The sequence below is a fragment of the Mesorhizobium sp. P2_E7 genome, assembly GCF_056403855.1.
Window position 1 is genome coordinate 1,123,626 of record NZ_JBFUER010000001.1, and the last position, 24,920, is coordinate 1,148,545.

Below are 24,920 nucleotides of genomic sequence, written 5' to 3' on the forward strand. Positions count from 1 at the left end.
GACCGACAACGCCTGACGCACTGATAGTTCCTTTGAAACTCATTGCCCTGGAGGCGGCAAAGGGATCCGACCTCACTTGCCGTCAAACTATCGCGGCCTGCGTTACCAATCCGTTTATGGTAACCGGCGCGTTCACCATTTTCCTCGGGCTTGAGCCTTTCTTTATTCGAATTTTAGCGTTTGCCGGCGCAGCGCGGCCCGATGCCGCGGAAATCTTGACTTTTGTGCAGCGCACAATATATTCTCCTGCATTGCACAACTGCGCTCAGGCAAGGGGCGCTTTAAAACCGCCAAGGGAGACGTGAAATGACCCAGACCTATGAGGACTTCTCGAAATACGGCAAAGAGTTTGCCGACACCGGATTGAAGAGCTTCGCTTCGCTCTCCAAGGGCGCGCAGGCGATCGCCGCCGAAGCTGGCGAATACACCAAGAAGAGCTTCGAAGCCGGCAGCGCCGCGGTCGAAAAGCTGATCTCCGCCAAGTCGCTGGAAAAGGCGATCGAGATCCAGTCCGACTTCGCCAAGCAGAGCTATGAGAGCTTCGTCGCCGAGGCGACCAAGTTCGGCGATCTCTATGCCGAGCTCGCCAAGGAGGCCTACAAGCCCTTCGAATCGATTGTCGCCAAGGCGAAGTAATTTCGCCTCAAAATACCAGGCACGGCCTTTCGGGCTTGCAAAACAGACCCGGTCGCGGATGCGCGGCCGGGTTTTTTCATGCCGTTTTCAATTCCGGCGCTTTAGTGGTTCACGATTTTGAAAATCGCCCCGGTTTGCCCACCTAGCCATATTGTCAGCTAACAAGAAGGGCTTAAAATCGTCCATCGAACACCTACATGTCGAACTCGCATGGGGATTCGAAAGAGGCAGGATTACGTGACTTCAGGTTTGACTGCCACGACAAGCGTGGTGCGGATGCAAAATGACGGCGACGGCAATGAGGCCGGTCGCGGCACGGCTGTCATTACGCGCACGAAAACCAAGACCAAGAAGCCTAGCCTTTATCGGGTCCTTATCCTCAACGACGACTACACGCCCATGGAGTTCGTGGTTCACGTCCTGGAGCGTTTTTTTCAAAAGGACCGCGAAGCCGCCACACGCATCATGCTTCATGTTCATAATCATGGAGTGGGCGAGTGCGGGGTCTATACATTCGAGGTGGCCGAGACCAAAGTGTCCCAGGTCATGGATTTCGCCCGACAGAATCAGCATCCGCTGCAATGCGTGATGGAGAAGAAGTGAGGTAACATGCCGGCTTTCTCCCAAGGCCTGGAAAAGGCGCTTCACCAGGCGCTGACGCTCGCCAATGAGCGGCACCATGAATATGCAACCCTTGAACATCTGCTGCTCGCGCTCATCGACGACACCGAGGCAGCCGCCGTCATGCGCGCCTGCAACGTCGATCTCGACGAGCTGAAGCACACCGTTCTGACCTATATCGACACCGAGCTCGACAACCTCGTCACCGGTTACGATGAGGATTCCAAGCCGACCGCCGGCTTCCAGCGCGTCATCCAGCGCGCCGTGATCCATGTGCAGTCATCCGGCCGCGAGGAAGTGTCCGGCGCCAACGTGCTCGTCGCCATCTTTGCCGAGCGCGAGAGCCATGCCGCCTATTTCCTGCAGGAACAGCAGATGACCCGTTACGACGCGGTCAACTACATCTCACACGGCATCGCCAAGCGCCCCGGCGCATCGGAAACGCGCTCGCCGCGCGGCGCCGATGACGAGCAGGGCGGCCAGAACGGCGCCGAGCCGCAAGAGGAAGGTGGCAAGAAGAAGCAGCAGCAGGATGCGCTGACGGCTTATTGCGTCAACCTCAACAACAAGGCCAAGGCCGGCAAGATCGATCCGCTGATCGGCCGCGAGAGCGAGATCAACCGCACCATCCAGGTGCTGTGCCGCCGCTCCAAGAACAACCCGCTCTATGTCGGCGATCCCGGCGTCGGCAAGACGGCGATTGCCGAAGGCCTGGCCAAGCGGATCGTCGAAGGCGACGTGCCGGAAGTGCTGCAGGACGCCACCATCTTCGCGCTCGACATGGGCACGCTGCTCGCCGGCACCCGCTATCGCGGCGATTTCGAAGAGCGGCTGAAGCAGGTCGTCAAGGAGCTCGAGGACTATCCGGGCGCCGTGCTGTTCATCGATGAGATCCACACCGTCATCGGTGCCGGCGCCACCTCGGGCGGCGCCATGGATGCGTCGAACCTGTTGAAGCCGGCTTTGTCTTCGGGCGCCATCCGCTGCATCGGCTCGACCACCTACAAGGAGTTCCGCCAGTTCTTCGAGAAGGACCGCGCACTGGTGCGGCGCTTCCAGAAGATTGACGTCAACGAGCCGACCATCGAGGACGCCATCGAGATCATGAAGGGCCTCAAGCCCTATTATGAGGAGTTCCACAAGGTGAAGTTCACCAACGAGGCGATCAAGGCCTCGGTGGAGCTGTCGGCGCGCTACATCAACGACCGCAAGCTGCCGGACAAGGCGATCGACGTGATCGACGAGACCGGTGCCTCGCAGATGCTGGTGCCGGAAGCCAAGCGCAAGAAGACGATCGGCATCAAGGAAATCGAAGCCACGATCGCCACCATGGCGCGCATCCCGCCGAAGACGGTTTCGGCCGACGACGAGAAGGTGCTGCAGGGTCTCGATGTCGAGCTGAAGCGCGTCGTCTATGGCCAGGACACCGCGATCACCGCGCTGACCTCGGCGATCAAGCTGGCACGCGCCGGCCTGCGCGAACCGGAAAAGCCGATCGGCTCCTACCTGTTCTCGGGTCCGACCGGCGTCGGCAAGACCGAAGTCGCCAAACAGTTGGCGGCGTCGCTCGGCGTCGAGCTGATCCGCTTCGACATGTCGGAATATATGGAACGCCACACCGTTTCGCGGCTGATCGGCGCGCCTCCCGGCTATGTCGGCTTCGACCAGGGCGGCCTGTTGACCGACGGCGTCGACCAGCATCCGCACTGCGTGCTTTTGCTGGACGAAGTCGAGAAGGCGCATCCCGACCTGTTCAACATCCTGTTGCAGGTTATGGATCACGGCAAGCTGACCGACCACAACGGCAAGCAGATCGACTTCCGCAATGTCATCCTGATCATGACCACCAATGCGGGCGCATCGGATGCGCAGCGCGCGGCGATCGGTTTCGGGTCGACCAAGCGCGAAGGCGACGATGTCGAGGCGATCAACCGGCTGTTCACGCCGGAGTTCCGCAACCGTCTCGATGCGATCATCCCGTTCGGCTCGCTGCCGGTGCCGGTCATCCATCAGGTGGTGCAGAAGTTCGTGATGCAGCTCGAGGCCCAGCTCTCCGAGCGCGGCGTCACCTTCGACCTGTCGCCGGACGCGATCGCCTGGCTGGCCGACAAGGGCTATGACGAGCGCATGGGTGCGCGGCCGCTCGGCCGGGTCATCCAGGAGCACATCAAGAAGCCGTTGGCCGACGAGGTGCTGTTCGGCAAGCTCAAGAAGGGCGGCACGGTGCGCGTCACCGTCGAGAAGAGGGAAACCGGCGAAACCGGCCTGAAGCTCGAATCGCTGGCCGACGAAGCGCCGGTGCAGCCCAAGCAGGAGCCGGAAGAGGCGCCGAAAGCCGCCCGCAAGGCGGCGGCAAAGAAGGCCGTCGCCAAGAAGGCGGTGGCGCAAAAGCCAGAGCCCAAAGGCAAGGATGGCGGCAAGCGCAGCCTGGTGCCGCAATTGCCACGCAAGGGCTAACAAGTTCGCCAATGAAAAGGCCCCGGTGACGGGGCCTTTTTTCATGGCTGGCCGGTTTGCCGAAGCAGGGCCGCTGCTTTCAGGTCGGCTGCTTCAGGTCAGGCGGCGACGCCGTCGGGTGCAAAGCGGGCCAGGAAATGACCGCACGCCTTCCAGATGGCGATCGAGATCAGCACGCTCGCATAGCCATCCACGGCGTAGTGCCAGCCAAGGATGACCGAACCGACCATGATGATTGCGGCGAATGCCCACATCAACAAGCCGACCAACCGCGAGCGGCCCGTTGCATAAAGCGCGAAAAGCACCGCCATCGCCACATGCATGGACGGGAAGGCGGATATGCCGATACTGCCTTTGGTCGCCCCGATATAGCCGCTCCACAACATGTCCTGCGTGCTCAGCGCCCAGATCGGATAGATGCGATCGGCAGCAGCCAGCGCTTGCATCAGGGGATGGTAGTCGCTGCCCAGCCCCAGTCGCTCGTAAAAGCACGGCCCTGCCGAAGACAGGCCCATCGCCAGGAAGAAACCCGCCAGTATCCATACGAGCATGAAGCTCATCAGGAACTGGTGGCGCAGCTTCGTGTCCTTGCGCGTGATACAGGCGATGAAGACCGAGGCGATAAGGACGACGAACCAGGAATTGTAAGCCAGGTTGAACGCTCTTACGGCGAGCGGCGACTGGACGATAAACCATAGCCATTCATGGGGCGCTCGACCGAAATGCAGCGCCCGGTCGGCCTGAGCCAATGCGTGGTCCCATGCGAATGGCGAAAGGATCGCGATCGCGCCTTTCAACACACCGAAAGCGGATATGAGCGCAATGCTGGCGGCCAGACCATTCAGGCTGTTGGCGTTGCGCTCGGCGTTGCCGAAGACGCCACCCATCGATCTCAGAAAAGTGCCGAGCGGTTCGCGATCCCGCTTGACGAGTGCAAGGTGAAAAAAACTGCCGAGTGCGAAGGCGCAGCCGCCGATCCAGAAAGCGAAGAGAAGGTATAGGGCGTAGTCTTCCAGCACGCTGAAATCCGGCATGTTTCCGGTACGCAGGCCGACCGTGGCCGCCAAGAGCAAGGCAACGATGGCCATCACGTGCAGCAGGCGGTGTCGCCGGTATGCGTCAGCCAAGATGCTCAGAAAGACCCGCCCGGCAGCTGCTTTTGCCAACGGCCCTGATGTCGCGACCGAATTTTCCACGATTTTGAACACCCAAACGCACCTCGGTACGGCACGCTACCACGGGGTGGTTTGATATTTCCTAACCGACGTAGGGGGATTCTGCCTGAGCGCCTCGCCTCGGGGCACGCCCCGCCTTCAATCGTTCAGCGCGGCCCGGATCTTGCCCGCGTTTTCAGCCAGCACTTCGGGCTTCTCCATCTGTCCCGTATGTGGCTTCAAGGCGACGCCGTCGAAGCGCGGGATGACATGGACATGCAGGTGATAGACAGTCTGGCCGGAGGCCGGTTCGTTGAACTGCAGGATGGTGACGCCATCGGCGCCGAAAGCTTTTTCGACCGCCAGCGCGACCTTCTGGACCGTCGTGAACAGCGGACCGAGCGTCGCCGGATCGGCATCGAGCAGGTTGCGCGACGGCGCCTTCGGCACCACCAGCGTGTGCCCGGGCCCTTGCGGCATCACATCCATGAAGGCGACCACCCCGTCATCCTCGTAGACGCGGTGCGAGGGGATTTCGCCACGCAGGATCTTTGCGAAGATATTGCTGGGGTCGTAGGTCATGGCGGCGCTCCGGGAGTATGCTCCCGGTGTAGCGAAGCTGCCCCGGACCGGCAAGACGGTCAGGTGAGATCGACCATTCCCCCATCAACCAGAGCCCGGTGGAAACGCCTTTTGCGCAGCGACTCGTTGGCGAAATAGGGACCGACACACTCCGTCAGCAGCGCCGTCCGGGTCGCGAATACAGGATCGAGCGGCAGGCGCGCAGCCGCGACCGTCAATGTCGACAGGAAAGCCGCGTCGAGGATGGCAGGGGCAGAGAGATCGTCAGGCAACACGCTGTTGACGGCTTCGATGGCGTAAAATGTCTTGTGCAAGGCAGGGTCGGAAGGCGGCAGGCCGGTGAGCGCAGCCGTGAATGACGGTTGGTGATCGCCATAACGCACGATGATGGCCGGCTGGCCATTCAACGTGGTTTCGAGCTGTTTGCGAAACGCCGCATAGGCCCTGACGCTCTCGGCCAATCGCACGGCGTATTCGCCATAATTCTCATTGCCCGATGTGGTGACGGCTTTGCGCCGGATTTCGGCATGGAGTTCGGCGGGAAAGATGCGATGGCGATGATCGCCATGGTTCATCAGCGTTGTGATCGACAGAAAACCCGGCTTGCCGCTCGCCATGCGCTGTGAAATTCGTCCAAGCGCGTGGTCGTAGAGCTGTTCGTCATGGCGTTCGCGCCGCCAGCGTTTGACGTCGAAGGGGGGCGGCAGGATTGCTGCGTAGCTGACCTCGTCAAATCCGATCGATTTGTAGAAGCGATCGCAATTGACGAATTTGGGCCAGTCGCAGCTCACATGCGATACGTGATAGCCGAGGCCCGAAAGCACGGACGGCAGGGCGTGGTGGACGCGCCCATCCAGCACATGGAAGACGAAACGGCTGTCGCTGCCGAAGGAAAGTGAGGACAGGCCGGTCAGCACCGAAAATTCGGTCTGCAGGGTGCTGCCGCCAAAAACGTCGACATGCAAGGCTCCCGACAGACCGTGCGGCGGCGAAAAGAACTGTTCGAACGCCTGATCGATCGGCACGCCATGCTGTCTCGGATCGAATGTCGATTCATGCAGGACCATGACGATGTGCGGCCGGATCTCGTGCGGCGCCTGCCTTGCAGCCACCGGCGGCAGCAGCGGCAACGGATCAGGAGCAATATCGACAAAGCGTGGCCGTCGCGACGGTCCGGCGCCGAGCCACGATGCCACGAAAGCGGAAAGATGAGCACGGTCTCGGGTGAGCAGGTCGAAACGGAATCGTGCAGCGCCTCCGCTTTTGCGGAACACAGCCACATAGATAAGGGCAGCTACGGCGACCACGGCAAGGCGTTGCGGCAGCGCGGTAGCGGCCTCCGTGAATTCGATGTCGGCGACGATTGCGGCCGTCGCGACCGCGGTCGCGCCCAAGAGGGCAGGGACCGCCATTCGGGCGTGATCGACAAAAACGCTGCGCAGGCTGCTCGTGGCAAGGTGATAGAAATCGCCGGCCAGGAGATTGAATCCAAGATGGTGATATTTGAGCTTGGAGGCGGTGCCGATGATCGCCGTCAGCACCAGCGTCATCCACAGCGCGACGATCGTCCCTGAAAACATCAGGTGCAGGAGGCCGAAGAGCAGGAAGAATGTGGAGAAGCCGATTGGCCAGGTACCCGGCTTGCCTTCGAGCCAGACGACCAGAAGCACGGCGGTCGCCACTCCCGCCGCGCCGAGCCACTGCCCGGCATCCCAAGACGCCAAACCCTGCATGCCAGCCCCGAGGGTGCCTATGCACCCATCCCCAAGGCCTGTTTAACGGATTCTGCTACTGCGGTAAATCGAGGTGGAACAAGCAGGGTGCGGCAGACCGCTACTCCTCGAGATCCTTGCGGAACGGCGTGTGCTCTTCCAGGATTTCGCCCATCCGCTCGACCTCGCGCCGCTCACGCCGGAGATAATCGGCCACCGCGTTGCGCAGGCCGGGATGCGCAATGTAATGCGCCGAATGCATGGTCACGGGACGGTAGCCGCGGGCCAGCTTGTGCTCACCCTGCGCACCCGCCTCGACCACCTTCAGCTTGCGCTCAATGGCGAAGTCGATGGCCTGGTGGTAGCAGACCTCGAAATGCAGGAAGGGGTGGTCCTCGATGCAGCCCCAATTGCGTCCGTAGAGCGCATCGGAGCCGATGAAGTTGATGGCGCCGGCGATGTAGCGGCCGTTGCGTTTGGCCATCACCAGCAGGATGTCGTCGGCCATGCGCTCGCCGATCAGCGAGAAGAACTTGCGGTTGAGATAGGGCCGGCCCCATTTGCGGCTGCCGGTATCCATGTAGAAGGCAAAGAAATCGTCCCAGGCCTTTTCGGTCAGGTCCTTGCCGGTCAGCCGGTCGATCGAGATGTCGTTGGCGAGCGCCTCGCGGCGCTCCTTCTTCATCGCCTTGCGCTTGCGCGATGCCAGCGTGGCAAGGAAGTCGTCATAGGTCGAAAAGCCCTCGTTGAAGAAATGGAACTGCTGGTCGGTGCGGTGCAGGAAACCGGATGCTTCGAGGGTGGCGACGTCGCTTTCCTGCGCGAAGGTGACGTGCGCTGAGGACACACCGAGCTTTTCCGTCACCGCCTTCAGGCCTGCCGCGAGACCAGCTTTAACAGTCGCGCTATCCTCGCCCCTGCTGACCAGCAGGCGAGGGCCGGTGACAGGGGAGAACGGCACGGCGCACTGCAATTTTGGATAGTAGCGGCCCCCGGCGCGCTCGAACGCATCCGACCAGCCGTGGTCGAAGACATATTCGCCCTGGCTGTGCGATTTGAGATAGCAAGGCACCGCGCCCAGCAATCTGCCTTGCGCATTCTCCAGTCGGAGGTGATGACCCTGCCAGCCGGTGCGCCGCACGGCGCAGCCGGAATCCTCGAGTGCGCTCAGAAAAGCGTATGAAACGAGAGGGTTATATCCGTTTTCTATACCACCGCGCGTGGTGCCGGCAAAGGCGTTCCACTCATCGCAGGTGAAGGCATTGATACCGGCGGCGATGCGGATGGAAAACTCCGCATTCGCCGTTTGTCCATCGCCTTCGTCACCCTGATCCATGAGACTTATTTAAGCTCTGCCCGGGCCGCTACAAGTCACGTTTCAGGCACTCCTGTCAGGCGACCTTGACCAGATCGGGTTCGAACCCTTCGAAGGTCATCTGGTCGGCGTATTTGAAGGTGAGATCGACTGCCGGCTGGTCATGCACCGTCCAGGTGATGACAGGCATTTTCAGCTTTTCGCGCACGAAGCTGACGAACGGGTTCGGCAAATCGCCGGCGGCATAGGAGGTGAAGGCAAGGTCGTGCGCCAGCATGGCGAAATGCGCCTCGATCAGCCCGATATCCTTGCCATAGGCTGTCAGTCCGCCCGGAATGCCCGGCGCGTCTTTCGGGAAATCGCGGACCAGCCAGTGGTCGAACGACATGATCGCCGCCTTGCCCTTGTAGCGCTTGAGCATCTTGCCGACGCTGGCCACCAGCCCCTCGTCATAGCCGGGCACGCCCTTCAGTTCGACAACCATCGGCACGCGGCCGTCGACAAGGTCGAGCGCTTCCTGCAGCGTCGGCACATGGTCCTTGGTGCCGCCGATCCTGAGGGCCGCCAGTTCCGCCGCCGTGCGCTGCCAGATGAAGCCGTCCTGGCCGGTCAGCCGCTTGAGGTCGCCATCATGCATGATGACGGGAACGCGGTCGGAGGACAAATGCACGTCGCATTCGATCGCATAGCCGCGCTCGGCGGCAGCGGCAAAGGCCGACAGCGTGTTCTCCCAGCGCGTCTTGTTCATGTCGTGAAGGCCGCGATGCGCCACGGGGCGGGCGGTCAGCCAGGAGAGGTCGGTCATAGCTCAGTCCCTGCTCATGCGACTTCGAAGATAGCTTCGATTTCCACTGCGGCATTAAGCGGCAGCGAGGCGGTGCCGACAGCGGAGCGGGCATGTTTGCCGCGTTCACCAAGGGCCGCAACCAGGAAGTCGGAGGCGCCGTTGGCGACCAGGTGCTGCTCGACGAAATCCGGTGCGGAGGCGACGAAGACGGTGATCTTGACCAGGCGCTGGATCTTTTCGAGATCGCCAAGCGCTGCCTTGGCCTGTGCCAAAATGTTGATTGCGCAGTACTTTGCGCCTTCCTTTCCGGCTGCCGTGTCGACGTCGCGGCCGAGCAGGCCGCTTGTCTGCAGCTTGCCGTCCTTGAGCGGCAACTGCCCGGCGGTGAACAAGAGATTGCCGGACCTGCAATAGGGCACATAGTTCGCAGCGGGTGCTGCGGCGGCCGGTAGCGACACGCCGAGATCGCTTAGCCGCTTTTCGATTGTTTCACTCATGGTATTTCCCTATTGCTTGGAGACGCCGCGCTGGGCGGGGCCGAAATTGCTATTTTTGCCTCGCTTCCGCCACGACTTTTTTTAAGCTGGACCATCTTTCCCTGCGGCCTGCCATCAGCCGCGACGATCGGAGCCCCCTATGCGCGCAACGCGCTTTGCCTTCCACGCCGTTCTTGTCCCAGCGCTGTTCTCGATGGCTCCCGCCTTTGCGGTGCCTGCGCTGCAGGCCCATCGCGCCGTCTACGATCTCACTCTCAGCAAGGCGTCGGACCGCTCGGGGATCACTGGCATTTCCGGCCGCATGGTCTATGAGTTCAATGGCTCGCCCTGCGAGGGCTATACGGTCAAATTCCGTTTCGTCACACAGATCGTCACCGGCGACAACACCAGGCTGACCGACCAGCAGACGACCACATTCGAGGATGCGGAAGGCAAGACCTTCTCGTTCGTGACCAAATCCTTCGTCGACCAGAATCTCGACAAGGAGGTCAAGGGCACCGCCACGAAAGAGACCAAGGGCCTCAAGGTCGACATCGACAAGCCCGAGAAGAATAGCCTCGAACTTGCCGCCACCCAGTTCCCGACCCAGCATCTGGTCGAACTGATCGGCAAGGCCGAGAAGGGCGAGAATTTCTACGAAACCAGCCTGTTCGACGGCTCGGAAGACGCCAACAAGGTGATGACCACCACCGTCATCGTCGGCAAGAAGACCGACGGTGACAAGGCTGATCCCGAAGCGCCGGCGCTGGCCAAGCTCGCCGGCGACAAATACTGGCCGGTCGACATCGCCTATTTCGACGCCACCGACAAATCGGGCGAAGAGGTGCCGGAATACCGCATCAGCTTCAAGCTGCACGAGAACGGCATCACCCGCGACCTCACCATGGACTATGGCGAGTTCTCGATGACCGGCAAGCTGGTCAACCTGTCGCTGTTCGACCAGACCAAGCCTTGCCCGGTCTCGAAATAGCAACAGTGCGGAGCTGGCCACGGCAGGTTGATGGCGGTTTATGTCGATGCAGCGATCTGGAAGTGGGCCGGCCATCGCTGGTGCCATTTGATGGCCGACGACACCGACGAACTGCATCGTTTCGCCGCCGAGCTTGGCGTCAAGCGTTCATCCTACCAGGGCCCGCCCAAGACATCGGCGCCGCATTATGACATAACCGGCTTCGAGCGCGACCGCGCGGTGCGGCTCGGCGCCATCGAATGCAGCCGCGAGGAGATCGTCGCGATCTTCCGGCGCGTGCGGGTGCCCAACGGAAAGGGTCGGTCATGACGCTGACGGCATTTTTGGCTTATTGCGCCGCGGTCTCGCTTGCCGCTGCGACGCCGGGGCCGGCAATGTTCACCGTCATCACCAATGGTGTGTCGCGCGGCTTTCTGCGTGCCTTCGTCGCCGGAATTGGCATTGCCGCCGGCGATGCCGTGCTGGTCACCCTGGCGCTGCTCGGGCTGGTGGCGCTGGCCCAGACGTTCGAATGGGTGTTTCTCCTGCTGAAATATGCCGGTGCGGCTTACCTGATCTTTCTCGGCATCAAGATGTGGCGGGCCGCGGCCGCTCAATCGGCTGTGCAGGGGATGCCTCAAACCAGATTGTCGCGGTCGTTCCTGCTCGGCGCGTCCGTGGCGCTCGGAAACCCGAAGGCAATTCTGTTCCATGCCTCGATCATGCCGCTGATCCTCAACCTCGACACCATGAATTTTGCCGATGGCCTGCTGGTGGTGGCCGTCGTCGTCAGCGTCAACATCCTCACCATGGGCACCTACGCCGCGCTGGCGGGCAGGGCATCCGGCTGGTTCAGGACGCCCAAACGCATGCGGCTGATGAACCGGTTTGCCGGCAGCGCCATGATCGGCACCGGAGCGCTCATTGCCGCACGCTGAGCGGTGAAGCGCCATACGACTTGCGTTTATCGCCCTTCCCCTCTATATGCGCGCTCATTCCACACACGGACTTTGGTGTCTGCCCGGGAGAAATCCGGCTGAAACCTCCGGTGGCGTTCGAGGACAAAGTCCAAAAATGCCTGTGTCCGTGGAGGCTAACCGGAAAGGAACTTTGAATGGCACTGCCTGATTTCAGCATGCGTCAGCTTTTGGAAGCTGGCATTCACTTCGGCCACCAGACCCATCGCTGGAACCCGAAGATGGCGCCCTACATCTACGGCGCCCGCAACAACATCCACATCATCGACCTCTCGCAGACGGTGCCTTTGCTGCACCAGGCGCTGAAGCAGGTTTCCGACACCGTCGCCAAGGGCGGCCGCGTGCTGTTCGTCGGCACCAAGCGCCAGGCGTCGGACATCGTCGCTGACGCGGCGCAGCGTTCGGCCCAGTACTACGTCAACTCGCGTTGGCTCGGCGGCATGCTGACCAACTGGAAGACGATCTCGAATTCGATCCAGCGCCTGCGCAAGCTCGACGAGATGCTGGCCGGCGAAGCCCAGGGCCTGACCAAGAAGGAACGCCTGAACCTCGACCGCGAGCGCGAGAAGCTCGACAAGGCGCTCGGCGGCATCAAGGACATGGGCTCGACGCCCGACCTGATGTTCGTCATCGACACCAACAAGGAAGCGATCGCCATCCTCGAGGCCAAGCGCCTCGGCATCCCGGTCGTCGCCATCATCGATTCGAACTGCGATCCGGATAAGATCGACTTCCCGATCCCCGGCAATGACGACGCGGCCCGCGCCATCCAGCTCTATTGCGACCTGATCGCCAAGGCTGCCATCGACGGTATCGCTCGCCAGCAGGGCGCGCTCGGCGTCGACATCGGCGCCTCGGTCGAAGCTCCGGTCGAACCGGCGCTGGATCCGACCCCGGCGGCCGAGACCCCGGAAGCCTGATAGTCGAAGGCCGGTCCCGGCCTTCATCTTTCTAATATTTTGGCACGCTAAACGGACGCATCACCGAGTACCGGTGGTGCGTCGGTGCATTTAAAACAAAGAGGCGACAATGAGCATTTCGGCTGCACAGGTCAAAGAACTCCGCGACTTGACGGGCGCGGGCATGATGGACTGCAAGGCGGCGTTGACCGAGACCAACGGCAACATGGAAGAGGCCGTCGACTGGCTGCGCAAGAAGGGCATCTCCAAGGCCGACAAGAAGGCCGGCCGTACTGCCGCCGAAGGCCTGATCGGCGTTGATTCCGGCGTCCGCGAGGCCGCAATCGTCGAGGTCAATTCCGAGACCGACTTCGTTGCCCGCAACGAGCAGTTCCAGGAACTCGTCCGCAACATCGCCAAGGTCGCGCTTGCATACGGCGCGACGGAGGCTGTCGCCGCCGCAAAGTATCCGGGCTCTGACAAGTCGGTCACCGAGACGATCAAGGACGCTGTCGGCACCATTGGCGAGAACCTGAGCTTCCGCCGCTCAGCCAAGCTCACTGTTCCGCACGGTGCGGTTGCGACCTATGTCCACAACGCGGTCGCCGACGGTCTCGGCAAGCTCGGCGTGCTGGTTGCGATCGAAACCACCGGCAACGAGCATGCGGCCAACGCTTTTGGCCGCCAGGTCGCCATGCATGTCGCCGCCACCAACCCGATGGCGCTGACCGTCGAACAGATCGATCCGGCTGCTGTCGAGCGCGAAAAGGCGATCTTCGCCGACCAGGCACGCCAGTCCGGTAAGCCGGAAGCGATCATCGAAAAGATGGTCGAGGGCCGCCTGCGCAAGTTCTACGAGGAAGTCGTGCTGTTGAAGCAGGCCTTCGTGCTCAATCCCGACATCACTGTCGAGAAGGCGCTCAAGGATGCCGAGAAGGAAATCGGCGCTCCGGCCAAGATCTCCGCCTATCTGCGCTTTGCGCTGGGCGAAGGCATCGAAAAGGAAGAGACCGATTTCGCGGCGGAAGTCGCGGCTGCGGTAAAGAAATAATCCTTAAGAAATAGCCCCTGAAAAGGGGCTTCTCAGCTCAGGCAACTCGGTCGGGTGTCCGCAAGGATGCCCGGCCGATTTCTTGTGCGGTGTCGATGAAGGCCCTGAGCTTCGGCGCCATTGACGCCCGGCGCGGGAAGTAAAGGAAGAGGCCGGGCTCTTCGATCGCCGTCTGTGGCAGAATCTGCACCAACCGGCCTGCGGCAAGATCCGCGCGCACCAGCGGCTCGAACACATAGGTCAGCCCGACGCCGGCAAGCGCAAGGTCGATCGCGGCGAGCGAATCCGTTACGATGACCGTGCCCTTCGCCTCTACCACGACATCCTTGCCGTCCTCGGTCAGATCCCAGCGATAGAGCGCGCCGGAGCGGACAAGCCGGTAGCCGATGCAGTTGTGATTGGCGAGATCGGCCACGCCGCGCGGGCGGCCATGCCGGCCGACATAGGCGGGAGAGGCAACGATGACGGCCTTGAACGGTGGCGTCAGCCGGACCGTGACCATGTCCTGCGCTATCATCTCGCCCAGCCGGATGCCGGCGTCGAAACCTTCACCGACAATGTCGATGAGCCCCTGGTCGGTGAGCAATTCAACTGTCACATCCGGATAGCGCTCCGCCATCGCCGCAACCACAGGCGTGACCGCAAGTGGGACGGCGATGTTGGGAACGTTGAGCCTGAGCAGACCCGAGGGCCGGCCTTTGATGGCGCGGATGCGATCCATCCGCTCTGCAATGTCCTGAAGGGCAGGGGCCGCCGTCTCCACCAGCGCCTTGCCGGCTTCCGTCAATGAGACGCTGCGCGTCGTGCGCGCAAACAACGGCTGGCCGATGCGCTCCTCGACGAGGCGCACGGCGTGGCTGACGGCGGACGGGCTCATGCCGAGTTCGGCCGCGGCAAGCGCAAAGCCGCCGCGCCGGGCAATGGCAATGATGACAGGCAGATGGCTGAGCAGATCTCGATCCATTCATGCACGATATCGCATAGTCCATGCAAACAATGCAATCTTACCGATGCCGGCGTAGCGGACCATATTGTCGCCAACACATCGGTGGCGGGCAGATGCACCAGGGAGAAAAAACATGAACGCCTTGAAACACCTAACCTTCGCCGCAGGCTTGGCCCTGGCGCCGACCGATGTCGGCGGCGCCGAGCCGTCCGGCTGGCGTGCGCTGGCTGACGAACGCGCCGTCATCCGCATCGCCGATGCCATCGACCGCGCCGTCGATGCGCAGGACTGGAAGCTTGCGCGCTCCTATTTCGCCGACCGCGTCACCGTCGACTTCAGCAGCCTGTCGGGACAGCCCCCAGCCACCATTGCCTCCGACGATCTGATCGGCACCTGGGCCGGCAATCTCAGGGGCAGCAAGACCAGCCTGCATCTGCGCACCAACCACCAGGTGGTTCTTGAGGCGGATGCGGCCACTGTCTCCTCTAATGGCTATGCCTGGAACCGGATGGAAGGCCATGGCGACCCGCTGTGGGAAGTCTGGGGCACCTACGAGCACCATCTGGTCCGCTCCGGCGCCGGCTGGAAAGTCGACGGCTTCATTTTCCGCGCCACGCATGAGCGCGGCAATTCCTGGGTCAAGACGACACCCGGCCAGTGAGCCGGCATCATTCAGATCAGCATCGGAAGAAACACCATGACCATGACCTATTACACGCTCGGCAACAGCGGCCTCAGAGTGAGCCGGCTTGCGCTGGGCACCATGACCTTCGGCACCGAATGGGGCTGGGGCGCGGACAGGGAAACCGCCCGCGCCATGGTCGACGCCTATGTCGAGGCCGGCGGCAATTTCTTCGACACCGCTGACCTTTATACCGGTGGCACCGCCGAAACCTGGCTCGGCGAATTCATCGCAGAGCGCGGCTTGCGCGATAGAGCGGTGATCGCCACCAAATTCACCTTCAACGCGGAACCCGGCAACCCGAATGGCGGCGGCAACGGCCGCAAGAACATCCTGCGGGCCGTCGATGCCTCGCTGAAGCGATTGGGGACCGACTATATCGACCTCTACCTCCTGCACGTCTGGGACCGGCTGACGCCGCCCGAGGAGGTTATGCGCACGATGGATGATCTTGTGCGTGCCGGTAAAATTCGCCATGTCGGCTTGTCCGACGTGCCGGCCTGGTATGCGGCCCGCGCGCAAACGATCGCCGAATGGCGCGGCTACGAGCCGGTGTCGGCCCTGCAGCTGGAATATTCGCTGGCCGAGCGCTCGATCGAAAATGAGTTCGTGCCCTTCGGTACCGGCCATGGCGCCGGCATCATGGTGTGGAGCCCGCTGGCCAGCGGGCTGCTCAGCGGCAAGTACCGGCCGACGCAGGATGGCAACGCCGGCCGGCTCGACGGCTTTCGCAACACCACCCATCCAGGGTTCCAGAAATTTACCGAGCGCAACTGGGCGATCGTGGCGGAACTCGAAAAGGTCGCCGCCGAACTCGGGCGCAGCATGGCTCAGGTCGCGCTCAACTGGGTGGCAACGCAACCGGGAATCGCCACCGTGATCCTTGGCGCCACCAAGCTGGCGCAGTTGCAGGACAATCTGGCGGCGCTGGATTTCACAATTCCCGCCGAGCTTCGCGCGCGGCTGGATAGGGTCAGCAAGACGCCGCCACCGTTCCCGTATTCCTATTTCGGCTCCGAAATCCAGGCCCGGGTTACCGGCGGCGCCGTGACCGGCGACAAGCCGCCTTCCTATGCGCCGCCGTTGCTGGTCGAAGGCGACGCCGTCAGCATCACCAGCAACTGAAAGGCCGCGACGGGGGACGCGAATTGGGCAAGGGGCGCCGCGTGACATCGCGGCGCCCTTCGTGTATCGGAACTCGGCATCGCGCCAGCGGCGGCGCCCGCGCGAGGGTGGCCGGCTTGAGGCACGCCACACGCAATAAATGACGAGGTCCAGATGACGGCAAAGCCCCTCTATCGACGTGTCTTGCTGAAAGCGTCGGGCGAAGCGTTGATGGGCGAGCAGCATTTCGGCATCGATGTCTCGGTCGTTGACCGCATCGCCGCCGACATCGCCGAAGCGCGCGCGCTCGGCATCGAGGTCGGCGTCGTCATTGGCGGCGGCAACATCTTCCGCGGCGTGGCGGTGGCGTCCAAGGGCGGCGACCGCGTCACCGGCGACCACATGGGCATGCTGGCCACCGTCATCAACTCGCTGGCGCTGCGCACCTCGCTGAACAAGATCGGCGTCGACGCCGTTGTGCTGTCGGCCATCGCCATGCCCGAGCTGTGCGAGAGCTTTTCGCAGCGCCAGGCCACCGCCTATATGAACCAGGGCAAGGTGGTGATTTTCGCCGGCGGCACCGGCAATCCGTTCTTCACCACCGATTCGGCCGCAGCTTTGCGCGCCGCCGAGATCGGCGCCGATGCCCTGTTCAAGGGCACCCAGGTCGACGGCGTCTATTCGGCCGATCCCAAGAAAGATCCGAATGCGACCCGCTTTGAGCGCATCAGCCATGCTGAAGTCATCAACAAGGGCCTTTCGATCATGGATACCGCCGCAATTGCACTTGCGCGCGAAAACAACATCCCGATAATCGTCTATTCGATCCACGAAAAAGGTGGTTTCGGCGATATTCTGAGGGGCGGCGGCCGGTGCACGATCGTCGCCGACGAATGATCCGGAGTATATTCTCCGGAAAGGGGATCGGTTTTTCGAATGCGGGCTATTCGGGCCCTAAGCAGTGAACCCGGGTCAAACGGGTCGAGGAGACTAAGATGAGTGGTGAGTTCGACGACCTCAAGCGGCGCATGGATGGCGCAATCGCAGCCTTCAAGCACGATCTGGCTTCGCTGCGCACCGGCCGCGCCTCCAGCAATCTGCTCGACGCGATCCAGGTCCAGGCCTATGGCACCACCATGCCGATCAACCAGGTGGCGAACGTGTCGGTGCCGGAGCCGCGCATGATTTCGGTTTCGGTCTGGGACAAGTCGATGGTCGGCGCCGTCGACCGTGCCATCAGAGAATCCAATCTCGGCTTCAATCCGATCGTCGACGGCACCAATCTCAGGATACCGCTGCCCGAGCTCAACGAGCAGCGCCGCAAGGAACTGGTCAAGATTTCGCACGGCTATGCCGAGAACGCCCGCGTTGCGGTGCGCCATGTCCGCCGCGACGGTATGGACTTCTTGAAGAAAGCGGAAAAGGACGGCGACATCAGCGAGGACGATCAGCGCAAGCGCTCCGATCAGGTCCAGAAGTTGACCGACGAGACTATCAGCACCATCGATCACCTGCTTTCCGACAAGGAAGCTGAAATCATGCAGGTTTAGGGTCGGCCCACACCGGCCCGAAAGCGAGACCATGGCAACGCCCGCGCATGTCGCGATCATCATGGATGGAAACGGACGCTGGGCCAAGGCGCGCGGCATGCCGCGGCTTGCCGGCCATCGCGCCGGCGTCGAGGCGCTGCGCAAGACGGTGCGCGCCGCGCCCGGTCTCGGCATTTCCTTCCTGACGGTCTATGCCTTTTCGTCGGAGAACTGGTCGCGTCCGAAATCCGAAGTCAGCGACCTGATGGGGCTGTTGAAGCTGTTCATCCGCCGCGATCTGGCCGAATTGCACCAGAGCGGCGTGCGCGTCAGGATCATCGGCGACAGGGCAGGGCTGCAGCCCGACATCAGGGGTCTGCTGGAAGAGGCCGAATCGCTGACCGCCCGCAATCAGGCGCTGACGCTGATCATCGCCTTCAACTATGGCGGGCGCGACGAGATCGTGCGCACCGCGCGCAAGCTCGCAGCCGCCGTGGCGCGCGGTGAGATCGACGCAGAGGCGATCACCGCCGACAGCTTCGCCAACTCGCTCGACACCGCGGGCATTCCCGACCCGGAACTGGTCATCCGCACCAGCGGCGAGCTTCGGCTGTCGAATTTCCTTTTGTGGCAGGCAGCCTATAGCGAACTGGTCTTCCTGCCTTGCTACTGGCCCGATTTCAGCCGCGAGCACCTGGCCGACGCATTGCGCGACTATGCTGGCCGCGAGCGCCGCTTCGGCGGGCTGGCCGCCCAAGACGTCGCCGCCTCGTGACCGGCGGCGGGATGAACAATCTTCAGCTTCGCATCGTTTCGGCGCTGGTGCTGGCCGCGATTGCGCTTGGCCTGACCTGGTTGGGTGGACTGTGGTTCCGCCTGCTCTGCGCCGGCATGGCGGCGGTCATCTTCTATGAATGGGCGCGCATGTCGCGCCCCGCGGCCGGTGCAGCCCTGGGATTCGTTCCGGAAGCGTTGCTGCTGGTTTTCGTCGGCGCCTTGATCGCCGGCGTGCCGGCGTCGTGGCTGCTGTCTCTTGTCCTGGCGATGGTCGTCGTCGCGGCGGTGGGCGCGCGCATGCGCGGAACCGCGCAATGGGATGCCGCCGGCCTTGCCTACGCGGCGCTGTCCGGCCTGTCGCTGGCGCTGCTGCGCGACGGCGACCGGTCCGGCCTGGTTGCGATCTTGTTTCTGTTCGCCGTGGTCTGGGCGACCGACATCTTTGCCTATTTCGTCGGCCGCGCCGTCGGCGGTCCCAAGCTCGCACCATCGATATCACCCGGCAAGACGCAGAGCGGGGCGCTTGGCGGCGCTGTCGGCGGCGTCGTCGCCGGCGTGCTTCTGGCTGCGGCCGCCGGGGCCGGCAACCTTGGCGTGCTTGCTTTGGTCGCGTTGGCGTTGTCGATCGTCGCCCAGGCTGGAGACCTTTTCGAATCCTGGGTCAAGCGCCGCCATGGCCGTAAGGATTCCAGCGCATTGATACCAGGGCACGGCGGCGTCATGGACAGGGTGGACGGGCTTGTCGCGGCGGCTTTCGCCCTATACGTCATCGGCTGGATTTCGGCGGGCGCCGATCATCCGGCGCAGGGGCTGTTTCCGGTTTGAGTGGTATTTAACGGCGAAGAAATGGCGCGTGCCACGGATTCGCCTGGATTGATGTCACAGTCGCGGCGTCACCTTTTGCCATGGGTGGATTTGAGGGCATGACTTGAACGAGATTCTTCACGCGTTTTTCAGCACCGAAGGCTTTGTCCTCGGCACGCTGGTGCCGTTTCTGTTCGTGCTGACCGTGGTCGTCTTCGTTCACGAAATGGGACATTACCTTGTCGGCCGCTGGTGCGGCATTGGCGTGAAGGCCTTTTCGATCGGCTTCGGCCCCGAGCTTCTCGGCTTCAACGACAGCCACGGCACGCGCTGGAAGCTCTGCGCAATACCGCTCGGCGGCTATGTCAAATTCGTCGGTGACATGAGCGCCACGTCGAGCCAGCCCGGCACGGAAGAGCTGGATAAGCTGACCGAAGCGGAACGCAAGGTCGCCTTCCACACCCAGCCGATCTGGAAACGCGCGGCCACGGTGGTCGCCGGACCGCTGTTCAACTTCCTGCTGACCATCGCCGTCTTTGCCGTGCTGTTTTCGGTCCTTGGCCGCCCGGTGTTGGAGCCGACGGTGGCGGCAGTCACCGCCGGCAGCCCGGCTGAGAAGGCCGGCATCTTGCCCGGCGACCGATTCGTCGCCGTTGACGGCAGCAAGGTCGAGACCTTTGCCGACGTTCAGCGTCTGGTTTCAGGCCGCGGCGGCGATGCCATCGTCTTCACCATGCTGCGTGACGGCAAGGAGGTTACCGTCACCGCGACGCCGGAGCCGATGGAACAGCTGGACGCACTTGGCAACAAGGCCAAGGTGGCGGTGATCGGCGTCGTCAACAACACGGAGGTCGGTCAGCCCAGGCTGATCACCTACACCCCTATCGGGGCGATAGGCGCGGCGGTCGAGGAGACCGGGCACGTCATTCAGCGCACCGGCCAGTTCCTGCAGCGATTCGTCATCGGCCGCGAAGACAAATGCCAGCTGGGCGGCCCCATCAAGATCGCCAAGATGTCGGGGCAGGCGGCAAAGCTGGGCTTCCTATGGCTGGTGCAACTCGTTGCCGGACTGTCGGTCGGGATCGGAATTTTGAACCTTTTGCCGATTCCCCCTCTCGACGGCGGCCATCTCCTGTTCTACGCAATCGAGGCCGTCTTCCGGCGTCCGGTGTCGGAACGGATGATGGAAATGGGGTACCGGGCCGGCCTCTTTCTGGTGCTGGGATTTATGGGCTTCGTTTTCTGGAACGATCTGTTTGGGTGCTGAAATCATGAAGAAATTCGGCTTCGGCACCGGCAATGTTGAGACGCCGTTTACCATGCACTGGGGTATGAGTGACGCGAAAGCCACGCACCAAGGTTAAGTAATTACAAATTAACCAGAAGCCTTGCGTGTAGGGAAAATCCGGTTAATACGGTAGGGGAAATTACCGCACGTCCGGTTTTCTCGCCGTGGGGACTTCGAGAAAAGGTACAAAAGCCCGATGAAGGCAGCATCCAAGTTTTTGAGCGCCGCGTCCGCGGTGGCTATGTCCGCCGCTCTGGTTGTACCAGGCGCGCTCGCCGTGCAGTTCGTTGCCACATCCGCGGCACAAGCGGCCGTTGTTTCGAGAGTCGAGGTCAGCGGCAACCAGCGTGTCGACGCCGACACCATCCGCAATTACATCACGATCAAGCCCGGCAAGGCGTTTTCCAGCGCCGATGTCGACGACGCGGTCAAGGCGCTGTTCGGCACCGGTTTGTTCTCGGACGTCCAGATCAACCAGGTCGGCTCGACGCTGGTGGTCAAGGTCGCTGAATATCAGGTGGTGAACCAGGTTCTGTTCCAGGGCAACAAGAAGCTCAAGGACAATGCGCTGGCAATGGCGGTGCAGTTGAAGCCGCGCGGCACCTTCTCGCAGGCAACGCTGGATTCCGATGTCGAGGCGGTGAAGGCTGCCTACAGGCGCATCGGCCGTGACGACGCCGCTGTCACCACGCAGATCATGGATCTCGGCGACAACCGCGTGAACGTGGTCTTCAACATCAACGAAGGCGGCCGCACCAAGATCGCCGCGGTTAATTTCGTCGGCAATAGCGCCTATTCGAGCCGTCGTCTGTCCGACGTCATTGCCACCAAGCGCTCGAGCTTCCTGTCCTTCGTGCTGCGCGACGACGTCTATGACGAGGACAAGCTGCGCGCCGACCAGGAGACGCTGCGTCGCTTCTACTACAATCACGGCTATGCTGACTTCCAGGTGGTTTCCGCTGTCGGTGAGCTCGACGACACGACCAACCAGTACACGGTTACCATCACCGTGCAGGAAGGCGATCGCTATACGTTCGGCGATGTCAGCGTCGAGAGCACCATTCCGGAAGTCGACTCGAAGTCGCTGGAATCGGTGGTCCAGACCCACAAGGGCGACGTCTACAACGCCAAGGATGTCGAGGACACCATCATCGCGCTGACCGAGAAGGTCGCGGGTTCGGGCTATGCCTTCGCCCAGGTGACGCCGCGCGGCGACCGCAACTTCGAAAATCACACCATTTCGGTCGTCTATACGATCGACCAGGGCACCAAGGCCTATATCGAGCGCATCGAAATCCGCGGCAACGATCGCACGCGCGACTATGTCATTCGCCGTGAGTTCGACGTCAGCGAAGGCGACGCCTTCAACCAGGTCCTCATCCAGCGCGCGAAGAAGCGGCTGGAAGCGCTGGATTATTTTGAGAAAGTCGACATCTCGACTGTTCCCGGCTCCGAGCCTGATCAGGTCGTGCTCGTGGTTGACGTGGTCGAGAAGTCGACCGGCGAGTTCTCGGTCGGCGCAGGCTACTCGACCGGCGGTGACACCGCTGGTCCGTCCGTCGAAGCATCGGTCGCGGAGCGCAACTTCCTCGGTCGCGGCCAGTTCATCAAGGTCGGCGCCGGCGGTGGCAAGAACTCGCGCGACTACAGCCTCTCCTTCACCGAGCCCTATTTCCTCGGACGCCGTATCGCCGCTGGCTTCGATATCTTCCAGCAGACCCGCAACTACTCGCACTACGACAGCGAGACGCTGGGCGCGACCGTTCGCTTCGGCTTGCCGATAACCGATAATATCTCGACGCAGCTGGCGTACAATATCGCGCAGGAAAAGTATAAATACGATGATGGCTGCTTGACCAACGGCGCCTATGATCAATCGAAATGCGACATTTCTGCTGCAATTCGCGAAGGTATTGACGAAAGCCCATGGATTAAGTCGTCGGTGAGCCTTGGGCTGGTTTACAACACCATCGACGACATGAAGAGCCCGCATGAGGGCATCTACGCAACCACGACCGTGGAAGTGGCCGGTCTTGGTGGCGACGCCAAGTTCGTCAAGGTTAGCGGTCGTGGCACTGTCTACCAAACCTTGTCCGAACAGCTGGATCTGGTCGGCCTCGTCTCAGGCGGCGCTGGCCATATTGCGGGCTATGGCGATAACGGCTTGCGTATCTTCGATCAGTTCAAGAGCAGCGATCGCATGATCCGCGGCTTCGAGTATGGCGGTATTGGCCCTGTAGATACTTTGACGGGCGACCATCTCGGCGGCACCACCTATTTCAATGCGTCGGCGGAAGCCCAGTTCCCGGTGCCAGTCATTCCGGAAAGCTTCGGTTTGCGCGGCGCTGTGTTTGCAGATGCCGCCACACTGTACGGCAGCAAGATTGACACCGCTGGTGTCACTCAAGCTTCAACAGACATGAAGCTGCGCGCCTCGGTTGGTGTCGGCTTGTTGTGGTCGTCGCCTTTCGGCCCGATCCGCATCGACTACGCGATCCCGGTCAAGAAAGAGTCGACCGACGACGTGCAGGAATTCAACTTCGGCATGTCGAGCCGCTTCTAATGCGCGGGTAACGATGCTTCCGGGCCGTTGTGGTCCGGAAGAGAACTGATCCGACCTAGCTGGATATTGCTTCTGGAATGACCGATCCGGTGTTCTTCGCGCCCTCACGCCGGTATACGGCTGGCGAAGTCGCGAATCTGACCGGCGCGTCGCTTGTCGATTCCGACCTTGCCCACATATCGATCGATGCGTTGGCGCCCGCCAATGAAGGCGGCGAGGGTGCGCTCGTCTTCGTCGACGGCAAGCGCAATTTCGCGCTGATGCAGTCGCTGAAGGCGGCGGCCGTGCTTTGTCCCACCGAATTCGCCGCTAAGGCGCCGGCCGGCATTGCGGTTCTGGTCCATCCTCGGCCGCAACAGGCTTTCGCCATGGTCGGCCGGCTGCTGTTCCCGACGGCTGCCACGCCGGGACCGATGACCAGCGAAACCGGGGTCTCGCCGCAGGCTCATGTCGATGCCTCGGCGCATGTCGAGGCCGGCGCGATCATCGAGGCTGGAGCGGTCATCGGCCCACGCGCTTCCATCGGCAGCGGAACCGTCATTGCGCCCCACGCCGTTATCGGCCCCTCCTGCCAGATCGGCCGCGACGGCTATATTGGGCCAGGCGTGAGCGTCCAGTATGCGCTGATCGGCAACCGCGTCATCATCCATGGTGGCGCCCGCATCGGCCAGGACGGGTTCGGCTTCGTCGGCGGTGCCAAGGGGCCCGAGCGCGTGCCGCAGATCGGCCGCGTCATCATCCAGGACGATGTTGAAATCGGCTCGAACACGACAGTCGATCGCGGCGCCATGTCGGACACGGTCATCGGCCAGGGCACCAAGATCGACAATCTGGTGCAGATCGCCCATAACGTTCGCATCGGCCGCAATTGCATTATAGCCGGGCTTTCGGGTATCTCCGGCTCCGTCGTCGTCGGCGACGGTGTCACCATGGGCGGCGGCGTTGGCCTTGCCGATCATTTGACCATAGGATCGGGGGCCAAGCTTGCGGCGAGAAGCGGGTTCATGAGCAACGTGCCGGCAGGCGAGATCTGGGGAGGCTATCCGGCGCAGCCGATGGCGGAAGCTATGCGAGAGATCGCCATGCTGCGCAAGCTCGCCAGGACGCGCAAGCAAGGCGAGGGGGGAAGTAACTGAGATGGTGCCGGCGACGCTCGAAGCGGTCGATATACTGGGGTTGATGAAGCTTTTGCCGCATCGCTATCCCTTCCTGATGATCGATCGCATCGTCGAGATCGATGGCAACGACTCGGCCATCGGCATCAAGAACGTGACCATCAATGAGCCGCATTTCCAAGGTCATTTCCCGGACCAGCCGGTGATGCCGGGCGTGCTGATCGTCGAGGCCATGGCACAGACGGCCGGCGCGATCTGCATCCGCAACCTGAACACGGAAAAGCCGTCGCTGGTCTATTTCCTGACCATCGACAATGCGAAATTCCGCAAACCGGTCATCCCGGGCGATCAGTTGAAGATCCACGTCAAGAAAATCAAGATGCGCGGCAACCTGCTCAAATTCGCCTGCGAGGCCATGGTGGACGGCGCAAAGGCCGCCGAAGCCGAGATCTCGGCAATGATGGTTACCGGCTGA

26 protein-coding genes are annotated in these 24,920 nt (G+C 62.1%); 19 read left to right on the forward strand and 7 right to left on the reverse strand.

The features are described from left to right. Positions 1–32: 32 nt before the first annotated feature. From AC1DYC_RS05685 to clpA, 4 genes are all read left to right on the forward strand, one after another. Complete coding sequence (locus AC1DYC_RS05685) at positions 33–305, forward strand: hypothetical protein (RefSeq protein ID WP_477304253.1); 273 nt, start codon at positions 33–35, stop codon at positions 303–305. A 1-nt stretch (position 306) separates the two neighbouring features. Beyond that, positions 307–636: a phasin family protein gene (locus AC1DYC_RS05690; protein ID WP_477404643.1), complete on the forward strand. Its 330-nt coding sequence runs from the start codon at positions 307–309 to the stop codon at positions 634–636. Between the two features lie 276 nt (positions 637–912). Continuing rightward, positions 913–1,239, forward strand: coding sequence for an ATP-dependent Clp protease adapter ClpS (clpS, locus tag AC1DYC_RS05695; RefSeq protein WP_477408183.1), 327 nt, complete (start codon positions 913–915; stop codon positions 1,237–1,239). A gap of 6 nt (positions 1,240–1,245) precedes the next feature. Then, positions 1,246–3,714: an ATP-dependent Clp protease ATP-binding subunit ClpA gene (gene clpA, locus AC1DYC_RS05700; protein ID WP_477404645.1), complete on the forward strand. Its 2,469-nt coding sequence runs from the start codon at positions 1,246–1,248 to the stop codon at positions 3,712–3,714. Between the two features lie 98 nt (positions 3,715–3,812). On the opposite strand, the gene AC1DYC_RS05705 is transcribed toward clpA, so the two are convergent. The 6 genes from AC1DYC_RS05705 to AC1DYC_RS05730 all read right to left on the reverse strand — a co-directional run bounded on the left by AC1DYC_RS05705 (position 3,813) and on the right by AC1DYC_RS05730 (position 9,761). Next, entirely contained in the window at positions 3,813–4,922 is a 1,110-nt protein-coding gene (locus tag AC1DYC_RS05705) for a phosphatase PAP2 family protein (protein WP_477404647.1), read from the reverse strand. Positions 4,923–5,027: 105 nt separating this feature from the next. After that, entirely contained in the window at positions 5,028–5,450 is a 423-nt protein-coding gene (locus tag AC1DYC_RS05710; protein WP_477404649.1) for an HIT family protein, read from the reverse strand. A 59-nt stretch (positions 5,451–5,509) separates the two neighbouring features. Then, positions 5,510–7,183, reverse strand: coding sequence for a sulfatase-like hydrolase/transferase (locus tag AC1DYC_RS05715; RefSeq protein ID WP_477404651.1), 1,674 nt, complete (start codon positions 7,181–7,183; stop codon positions 5,510–5,512). Positions 7,184–7,283: 100 nt separating this feature from the next. After that, the gene (locus AC1DYC_RS05720) at positions 7,284–8,498 is read right to left on the reverse strand and encodes a GNAT family N-acetyltransferase (RefSeq protein ID WP_477404653.1); all 1,215 of its coding nucleotides are present in this window, start codon (positions 8,496–8,498) and stop codon (positions 7,284–7,286) included. Between the two features lie 55 nt (positions 8,499–8,553). Further along, a complete protein-coding gene (locus AC1DYC_RS05725; RefSeq protein WP_477404655.1) occupies positions 8,554–9,282 on the reverse strand; it encodes a glycerophosphodiester phosphodiesterase in 729 nt (242 codons plus the stop codon). A 14-nt stretch (positions 9,283–9,296) separates the two neighbouring features. Then, positions 9,297–9,761 carry a RidA family protein gene (locus tag AC1DYC_RS05730; RefSeq protein WP_477404657.1) on the reverse strand — a complete coding sequence of 155 codons (465 nt, stop codon included), beginning with the start codon at positions 9,759–9,761 and terminating at the stop codon, positions 9,297–9,299. Positions 9,762–9,900: 139 nt separating this feature from the next. On the opposite strand from AC1DYC_RS05730, the gene AC1DYC_RS05735 reads away from it, so the two are divergent. The 5 genes from AC1DYC_RS05735 (at position 9,901) to tsf (ending at position 13,637) form a co-directional block, all read left to right on the forward strand. Continuing rightward, complete coding sequence (locus AC1DYC_RS05735) at positions 9,901–10,731, forward strand: cell envelope integrity EipB family protein (RefSeq protein ID WP_477404659.1); 831 nt, start codon at positions 9,901–9,903, stop codon at positions 10,729–10,731. Between the two features lie 30 nt (positions 10,732–10,761). Next, positions 10,762–11,040: a DUF4031 domain-containing protein gene (locus AC1DYC_RS05740; protein WP_454575006.1), complete on the forward strand. Its 279-nt coding sequence runs from the start codon at positions 10,762–10,764 to the stop codon at positions 11,038–11,040. Beyond that, entirely contained in the window at positions 11,037–11,648 is a 612-nt protein-coding gene (locus tag AC1DYC_RS05745; protein ID WP_477404661.1) for a LysE family translocator, read from the forward strand. The genes AC1DYC_RS05740 and AC1DYC_RS05745 overlap by 4 nt, the downstream gene beginning before the upstream one ends. Positions 11,649–11,824: 176 nt before the next feature. Then, on the forward strand, positions 11,825–12,607 hold the full coding sequence (gene rpsB / locus AC1DYC_RS05750) for a 30S ribosomal protein S2 (protein ID WP_142865747.1): 783 nt from the start codon (positions 11,825–11,827) through the stop codon (positions 12,605–12,607). A 109-nt stretch (positions 12,608–12,716) separates the two neighbouring features. After that, positions 12,717–13,637, forward strand: a complete 921-nt coding sequence (tsf, locus tag AC1DYC_RS05755; protein WP_477404663.1) for a translation elongation factor Ts — start codon at positions 12,717–12,719, stop codon at positions 13,635–13,637. 37 nt (positions 13,638–13,674) lie between these two features. On the opposite strand, the gene AC1DYC_RS05760 is transcribed toward tsf, so the two are convergent. After that, positions 13,675–14,601 (reverse strand): LysR family transcriptional regulator, encoded by a 927-nt coding sequence (locus AC1DYC_RS05760; protein WP_477404665.1) that lies wholly within the window; start codon positions 14,599–14,601, stop codon positions 13,675–13,677. A gap of 115 nt (positions 14,602–14,716) precedes the next feature. Between AC1DYC_RS05760 and AC1DYC_RS05765 the strand changes: the two genes are divergently transcribed. From AC1DYC_RS05765 to fabZ, 10 genes are all read left to right on the forward strand, one after another. Beyond that, positions 14,717–15,244, forward strand: coding sequence for a nuclear transport factor 2 family protein (locus AC1DYC_RS05765; RefSeq protein ID WP_477404667.1), 528 nt, complete (start codon positions 14,717–14,719; stop codon positions 15,242–15,244). Positions 15,245–15,280: 36 nt separating this feature from the next. Continuing rightward, positions 15,281–16,390 (forward strand): aldo/keto reductase, encoded by a 1,110-nt coding sequence (locus tag AC1DYC_RS05770; protein ID WP_477404669.1) that lies wholly within the window; start codon positions 15,281–15,283, stop codon positions 16,388–16,390. Positions 16,391–16,543: 153 nt separating this feature from the next. Beyond that, the gene (gene pyrH / locus AC1DYC_RS05775) at positions 16,544–17,266 is read left to right on the forward strand and encodes a UMP kinase (protein ID WP_023671026.1); all 723 of its coding nucleotides are present in this window, start codon (positions 16,544–16,546) and stop codon (positions 17,264–17,266) included. A 98-nt stretch (positions 17,267–17,364) separates the two neighbouring features. Next, on the forward strand, positions 17,365–17,919 hold the full coding sequence (frr, locus tag AC1DYC_RS05780) for a ribosome recycling factor (RefSeq protein WP_023671027.1): 555 nt from the start codon (positions 17,365–17,367) through the stop codon (positions 17,917–17,919). Positions 17,920–17,950: 31 nt separating this feature from the next. Then, positions 17,951–18,673, forward strand: coding sequence for an isoprenyl transferase (locus AC1DYC_RS05785; protein WP_477404671.1), 723 nt, complete (start codon positions 17,951–17,953; stop codon positions 18,671–18,673). A gap of 11 nt (positions 18,674–18,684) precedes the next feature. After that, positions 18,685–19,500 carry a phosphatidate cytidylyltransferase gene (locus AC1DYC_RS05790; RefSeq protein WP_477404673.1) on the forward strand — a complete coding sequence of 272 codons (816 nt, stop codon included), beginning with the start codon at positions 18,685–18,687 and terminating at the stop codon, positions 19,498–19,500. 103 nt (positions 19,501–19,603) lie between these two features. After that, positions 19,604–20,746, forward strand: a complete 1,143-nt coding sequence (gene rseP, locus AC1DYC_RS05795; RefSeq protein ID WP_477304285.1) for an RIP metalloprotease RseP — start codon at positions 19,604–19,606, stop codon at positions 20,744–20,746. 217 nt (positions 20,747–20,963) lie between these two features. Continuing rightward, entirely contained in the window at positions 20,964–23,330 is a 2,367-nt protein-coding gene (gene bamA, locus AC1DYC_RS05800; RefSeq protein ID WP_477404674.1) for an outer membrane protein assembly factor BamA, read from the forward strand. A gap of 77 nt (positions 23,331–23,407) precedes the next feature. Then, the gene (lpxD, locus tag AC1DYC_RS05805) at positions 23,408–24,466 is read left to right on the forward strand and encodes a UDP-3-O-(3-hydroxymyristoyl)glucosamine N-acyltransferase (RefSeq protein ID WP_477404676.1); all 1,059 of its coding nucleotides are present in this window, start codon (positions 23,408–23,410) and stop codon (positions 24,464–24,466) included. 1 nt (position 24,467) lies between these two features. After that, positions 24,468–24,920, forward strand: a complete 453-nt coding sequence (gene fabZ / locus AC1DYC_RS05810) for a 3-hydroxyacyl-ACP dehydratase FabZ (protein WP_477404678.1) — start codon at positions 24,468–24,470, stop codon at positions 24,918–24,920.

Excerpts from the sequence above, each read along its gene's own strand:
- pyrH (WP_023671026.1), top strand. The coding sequence starts at position 16,544 with ATGACGGCAAAGCCCCTCTATCGACGTGTCTTGCTGAAAGCGTCGGGC.
- AC1DYC_RS05765 (WP_477404667.1), top strand. The coding sequence starts at position 14,717 with ATGAACGCCTTGAAACACCTAACCTTCGCCGCAGGCTTGGCCCTGGCG.
- bamA (WP_477404674.1), top strand. The coding sequence starts at position 20,964 with ATGAAGGCAGCATCCAAGTTTTTGAGCGCCGCGTCCGCGGTGGCTATG.
- clpS (WP_477408183.1), top strand. The coding sequence starts at position 913 with ATGCAAAATGACGGCGACGGCAATGAGGCCGGTCGCGGCACGGCTGTC.
- clpA (WP_477404645.1), top strand. The coding sequence starts at position 1,246 with ATGCCGGCTTTCTCCCAAGGCCTGGAAAAGGCGCTTCACCAGGCGCTG.
- AC1DYC_RS05770 (WP_477404669.1), top strand. The coding sequence starts at position 15,281 with ATGACCATGACCTATTACACGCTCGGCAACAGCGGCCTCAGAGTGAGC.
- AC1DYC_RS05710 (WP_477404649.1), bottom strand. The coding sequence starts at position 5,450 with ATGACCTACGACCCCAGCAATATCTTCGCAAAGATCCTGCGTGGCGAA.
- frr (WP_023671027.1), top strand. The coding sequence starts at position 17,365 with ATGAGTGGTGAGTTCGACGACCTCAAGCGGCGCATGGATGGCGCAATC.
- rpsB (WP_142865747.1), top strand. The coding sequence starts at position 11,825 with ATGGCACTGCCTGATTTCAGCATGCGTCAGCTTTTGGAAGCTGGCATT.
- tsf (WP_477404663.1), top strand. The coding sequence starts at position 12,717 with ATGAGCATTTCGGCTGCACAGGTCAAAGAACTCCGCGACTTGACGGGC.
- AC1DYC_RS05740 (WP_454575006.1), top strand. The coding sequence starts at position 10,762 with ATGGCGGTTTATGTCGATGCAGCGATCTGGAAGTGGGCCGGCCATCGC.
- AC1DYC_RS05790 (WP_477404673.1), top strand. The coding sequence starts at position 18,685 with ATGAACAATCTTCAGCTTCGCATCGTTTCGGCGCTGGTGCTGGCCGCG.
- lpxD (WP_477404676.1), top strand. The coding sequence starts at position 23,408 with ATGACCGATCCGGTGTTCTTCGCGCCCTCACGCCGGTATACGGCTGGC.
- AC1DYC_RS05760 (WP_477404665.1), bottom strand. The coding sequence starts at position 14,601 with ATGGATCGAGATCTGCTCAGCCATCTGCCTGTCATCATTGCCATTGCC.
- AC1DYC_RS05715 (WP_477404651.1), bottom strand. The coding sequence starts at position 7,183 with ATGCAGGGTTTGGCGTCTTGGGATGCCGGGCAGTGGCTCGGCGCGGCG.
- AC1DYC_RS05720 (WP_477404653.1), bottom strand. The coding sequence starts at position 8,498 with ATGGATCAGGGTGACGAAGGCGATGGACAAACGGCGAATGCGGAGTTT.
- AC1DYC_RS05745 (WP_477404661.1), top strand. The coding sequence starts at position 11,037 with ATGACGCTGACGGCATTTTTGGCTTATTGCGCCGCGGTCTCGCTTGCC.
- AC1DYC_RS05785 (WP_477404671.1), top strand. The coding sequence starts at position 17,951 with ATGGCAACGCCCGCGCATGTCGCGATCATCATGGATGGAAACGGACGC.
- fabZ (WP_477404678.1), top strand. The coding sequence starts at position 24,468 with ATGGTGCCGGCGACGCTCGAAGCGGTCGATATACTGGGGTTGATGAAG.
- AC1DYC_RS05725 (WP_477404655.1), bottom strand. The coding sequence starts at position 9,282 with ATGACCGACCTCTCCTGGCTGACCGCCCGCCCCGTGGCGCATCGCGGC.
- AC1DYC_RS05735 (WP_477404659.1), top strand. The coding sequence starts at position 9,901 with ATGCGCGCAACGCGCTTTGCCTTCCACGCCGTTCTTGTCCCAGCGCTG.
- AC1DYC_RS05690 (WP_477404643.1), top strand. The coding sequence starts at position 307 with ATGACCCAGACCTATGAGGACTTCTCGAAATACGGCAAAGAGTTTGCC.
- AC1DYC_RS05730 (WP_477404657.1), bottom strand. The coding sequence starts at position 9,761 with ATGAGTGAAACAATCGAAAAGCGGCTAAGCGATCTCGGCGTGTCGCTA.